The organism is uncultured Cardiobacterium sp. (assembly GCF_938028185.1).
In the GTDB taxonomy this organism is placed as follows: domain Bacteria; phylum Pseudomonadota; class Gammaproteobacteria; order Cardiobacteriales; family Cardiobacteriaceae; genus Cardiobacterium.
The window spans coordinates 1-4125 of record NZ_CALJAH010000034.1 but is presented as its reverse complement, the minus strand read 5'-3'; the positions used below and the strand labels follow the sequence as shown (position 1 = coordinate 4125).

Genomic DNA, 4125 nt, shown 5'->3' with positions numbered 1-4125 from the left:
CCCAGCCGTTCTTCTTGCAGGCAAACGTCAAGGATGTCTTGCTCTTTTGGCGTGGGCGTGTCGTCGTCGCACAGTGACGGGGCTTCGGCGAGGATGATGCTGCGTTCACCCGGATGGGTCACCTGCTCCGCACGGAAGCAGGTATCCGGCCAGCGCAAGAGCGCGTTGATGACCACCCCGGTGAGGCGGTTGTCGCGGTGTGCCAGCGCGGCTTCGAGGGCGGCAGTCAGCTTCAGTTTCAGCACGCGGTAGTGTTGCAGCATGGCGCCGCTCATCATCACCATCCGCGTTTCTTCGTTGTATGCCGGCAGGATGCCTTCGCCCAGGTCGGTCAGGCGCATGAAGACGGTGTGCGGCAGGATGAACTGCGCAATGCCCATTGGCCCGAATCCCGGTGCCTTCTTCACGTGCAGCGTGGTCTTTTTGCCGCGTGCGGTCTGGAAGGATTCGCTTTGGTCGCCGCTGTAGCTGAAGACGTCTATTAGGCAGCCGTGCTGGCGCATGAAGCGGGTTTCGGCGGCGGCGAAGGAGTTGTGCCGGTTGGCACCGTAGCCCATCTGCACCATCACCCCGGGCATTGCCCGGAACAGCAGGTAAAACAGGTCGGAGGCGTAACCGCCCATCAGCGTGCCAGTGAGGCAAAGCACCTTCTCGGCTTCGTTGCAGAGCACGGCCATTGCCTGCCCCTGGGCGGAACCGGCATTTTTGTACTCGTGCGCCTCGTCGATGAGTGCCAGGCTGAAGGCTTTGCGCGGGAAGTAGCGTTTGACGTATTCGCTCGGCTGGTAGCTGATCATGCGCAGCGCGAATTCCAGCCGTCCCAGCGTTTTTTCCAGCGCGGCCGCGTGTTTGTCCTTGAAAACGAAGTTGCCTTCGCTGTCGCAGAGGTTCACGAAATCCTGCACGTTGTCGTCGATGATGCGGCTCAGCATCTCAACGCCGAAGGTGTCAATCAGGCGGTCGGCGCTCACTTTGCCAATACCGGGCAGTTGCAGGAGGAATTTGCGCAGCTTGCGCTCCGCCGTTTCGTCTTCGCTTTCGCGGTGACGCATCGTCCACAGCGGCTGCTGGCATTGCTGGCAGCTTTTGCGCTGCTCCGTTCCCCATTCCGGGGTGGCCAGTATCGGTTCGTCGGCGCTGTTGCGCTGGTATGCTCCGCAGCCAGGGCAGGCAACGGCATCGTAGCTGCCGACGGTTCGCTCGCCCTTGTCATTGGTCATGGTGAAGCGGTAGGGACGCTTCCAGCAAGCGGGTCGCCAGTAGAAGCCCATGCGCATCCGCACCCGGCCAAAGATGAGGTAATGCACCCGTTTCGGGTCAAGCCGTCCTTCCACCAAGGCACGGCGGAAGCGGATCAGTTCGCCGATGGCATTGCTGCCGTTGACGACATGCACCATTGCCTGCGGCACGGTGTCGAGGATTTCGCGGCGCCATTTGTAAACAAGGTGCGGCGGCGAGATAACGAGGACGGGCTTGCGCGAGCATTCGTGCTGCATCAGCGCCGAAACGCAGACGCCCATCAGGGTTTTGCCGGTGCCCATTTCGCCATTGAGGAATACCGCTGGCAGGCCGTGCGTGACCAGTCCGGCGTAGCAGGCGTGGATGCGGTGTTTCTGCGCGGGGAACGGCTGCCGTTTCAGCCCGGCGAGGACGTCGTCCTGCCAGTTGTCGTGCCGGCCGTCATAGACCACCGGGGTTTGCCGGTTAATTTGCGCCATCAGCGGCTCGCCGAACTCGGCAAGGAACTGGGCCAGCGGCATGACGTCGCCGTCGTCCGTTTTGTCTGCATCAGCGATTGGTGCGTCGACGCCTGCATCCGCAATGGCCGTATTGCACATCACTGCATCAGCAATGGACACGTCGGTGGCCGCATCAGGAGCAGCCGTATTTGCGCCTGCTGGTACAGGGCTTGCCGTAGCGGCGTCCTCTGCATCCGGCCAGGGCGAAGGCGCACCTTGCCAGGAGAGGACAATGCGCTGTGCGCGGCGTGCCTGTTCGGCATATTCGGACAGCGGTGCAATCGCACGGAAGGCCAGATTGCAGCGCAGTTCCGCATTCACCGAAGCGGCTGCCGCCAGCACTTCGCGCAAATCAACATAGCCAAGCTCCGGGAATCCGGCGCCGAGGTCACAGAGGCCAAAGGCGACATCATCCTCGGTGTGGATTTCGGTGAGCAGCCACTGGTGACTGCTGCCGGGTAGATAGAGATGCACGACCGGTTGCGGGTCATGGCCGTTTTGGTGGCAATGCTTGCTGTTTGCGCGCAAGGCAGCGAGGCGAGCGGCGCCGAGCAGGTCTGCAACATCGGCGCGGGTCACGTCGCCATAGGGGGACGCAGCGATATTAGGCGAAGCAGCGCCAGAAATATTGGGATTCATGGTGTTCTCCAGTTCAGGGAAAAGAAAAGGGGAACACCACCCCGGCGGGGAAGGGTTCCCCACGGGGTTGGGCGGCAAGGCCGCGATGAAGAAAACCGTAGCGGACGCTACGGTGTGTTCAGGTTAACGAATCAGATGGCAACGAGCTTTTGCAGCAGCATACTCATTCTGGCGACAGTCGCCTGATCTGCCTTTTCGACAAACTCGGCTTTGCGCTCGCGATAATCCAGGGATTTGAGCTGGATGGAAATGGCCACACCGCTGATGATTTCGCCATCAATATCCACCTCCGCATTGTTGCCGCGACGGGTGGACGTAATTGGGCAAACCAGGGCAAAGCCGGTCTGTCGGGAGAGCAGTTGCGAGCTGACCACCAAAGCCGGACGGCGCTTCTGGATTTCGCGTCCGCTGGCCGGGTCGAAGTCAATGTAGATGATGTCACCCCGTTCCGGAATATAGCGGCTCATAGCAATTCCTTCCCGACCGGACGCATATGCATCCAGTCTTGGTCTTCTGCCGTCTGGTAAGTCTCTGGTGTAATCCCTTCCAGTATTTGCTCCAGCGTCAGTTCCTCCGCTTTGGACGGCTCAAGGATAATTTTGCCGTCCTGAAGGGTGGCATTGAAGCTGTCGCCAATGCCGACGCCGAGTTGTTCCAGCAGCAGCTTGGGCAGGGAAACAATGCTGGCATTGCCGCTTTTGCGGATGGTGAGGATTGTGGTTGACATGGTTATTCCCGGATTGGTTTTACTCCAGTATAACCCGATAAAACAAGATTCCATAGGTGTTCTCCGTTTGTTTGAAAGAAAAAGGGGAACACCGCCACGGGACAGTATTCCCCGTGGGGTTGAAGTGAAATGTGGTGATGCGGCATCAGCCGGTCATGGCCTCGCACCAGTAATGAGGGTAGCGCCGGATGGGTGTTACCTCCTGGTAGCGCGGCACGAATTTGACTTCGATGCCTTGCGCACGTAGAGCCTCAACGAAGCGCGGCGCATCGCAGTCTTCTTCGAGGTATGCGATACCGCCATAGCGGTATGAACATGAGGAAATGCTCCAGGCAATGCCGAGACGGCGCAATTCTGTCATTGGCACTTCCAGCCAGCCGTGGCCGGGATCGGTGTGGAGCATATAAGTACGGGAATTCATGGTGTTCTCCGTTTGCTTGAAAGAAAAGGGGAACACCGCCACAGGGGAAGTGTTCCCCTGTGGGAGGCGATGCAGCGGGCTGCATCAGGAATTGAGAAGGCGCGGCAGGTTATTCCGGCCCGTGTTCGAGTTCGCGCAGAAATTCAAGCGCGCTTTCTGCCTTTTCGCGGGAAGGGTAATACCCGCTTTCGCGGCAGTAGGGAAGTTCATAGCCACCTGGCATGAACTCAACACGACCGACGTAAAAGCCTGCGCCAGATTCGAGAACGCATAAATCGCTGACGCTATCGCTTTGAGTGCCCGGAAGGACACTCCACTGACGATTGGCGAGATCGCGGATTTCGGATGCGGTAAGGGACATATTCTGCTCCTGGGTTAATGTAAAGAAGAAACAGGGGAGAACAGTCCCGGCAGGGGTTCGTTTCCCCTGTGGGTGAGGTGCTGCCAAAGCAGCGGTGAGGTCAAAATGCGAAAAGACGAAAATCAAGAATTTCCTTTGTCTTTTTCAGCACTTGTATTGTTGTGTTTGTGCAAGTCTCAATTTGCCAAACGGAGTGAAATAAAATGCAATATATGAAATTATATGAATTTAATAAATA

General features: G+C 58.3%; 5 protein-coding genes. All 5 read right to left on the bottom strand.

All coding sequences use genetic code 11. The features are described from left to right. On the bottom strand, positions 1 to 2378 hold a 2378-nt coding region (locus tag Q0349_RS01210), incomplete at its 3' end, for a DUF2958 domain-containing protein (protein WP_298078955.1). A 131-nt stretch (positions 2379 to 2509) separates the two neighbouring features. Next, on the bottom strand, positions 2510 to 2845 hold the full coding sequence (locus Q0349_RS01205) for a type II toxin-antitoxin system PemK/MazF family toxin (RefSeq protein WP_298078954.1): 336 nt from the start codon (positions 2843 to 2845) through the stop codon (positions 2510 to 2512). Further along, the gene (locus tag Q0349_RS01200; protein ID WP_298078953.1) at positions 2842 to 3105 is read right to left on the bottom strand and encodes an AbrB/MazE/SpoVT family DNA-binding domain-containing protein; all 264 of its coding nucleotides are present in this window, start codon (positions 3103 to 3105) and stop codon (positions 2842 to 2844) included. Before Q0349_RS01200 ends, Q0349_RS01205 begins: the two co-directional genes overlap by 4 nt. 145 nt (positions 3106 to 3250) lie before the next feature. After that, on the bottom strand, positions 3251 to 3526 hold the full coding sequence (locus Q0349_RS01195) for a hypothetical protein (RefSeq protein ID WP_298078952.1): 276 nt from the start codon (positions 3524 to 3526) through the stop codon (positions 3251 to 3253). 109 nt (positions 3527 to 3635) lie between these two features. After that, positions 3636 to 4013: a hypothetical protein gene (locus Q0349_RS01190; protein WP_298078951.1), complete on the bottom strand. Its 378-nt coding sequence runs from the start codon at positions 4011 to 4013 to the stop codon at positions 3636 to 3638. Positions 4014 to 4125: the final 112 nt, after the last annotated feature.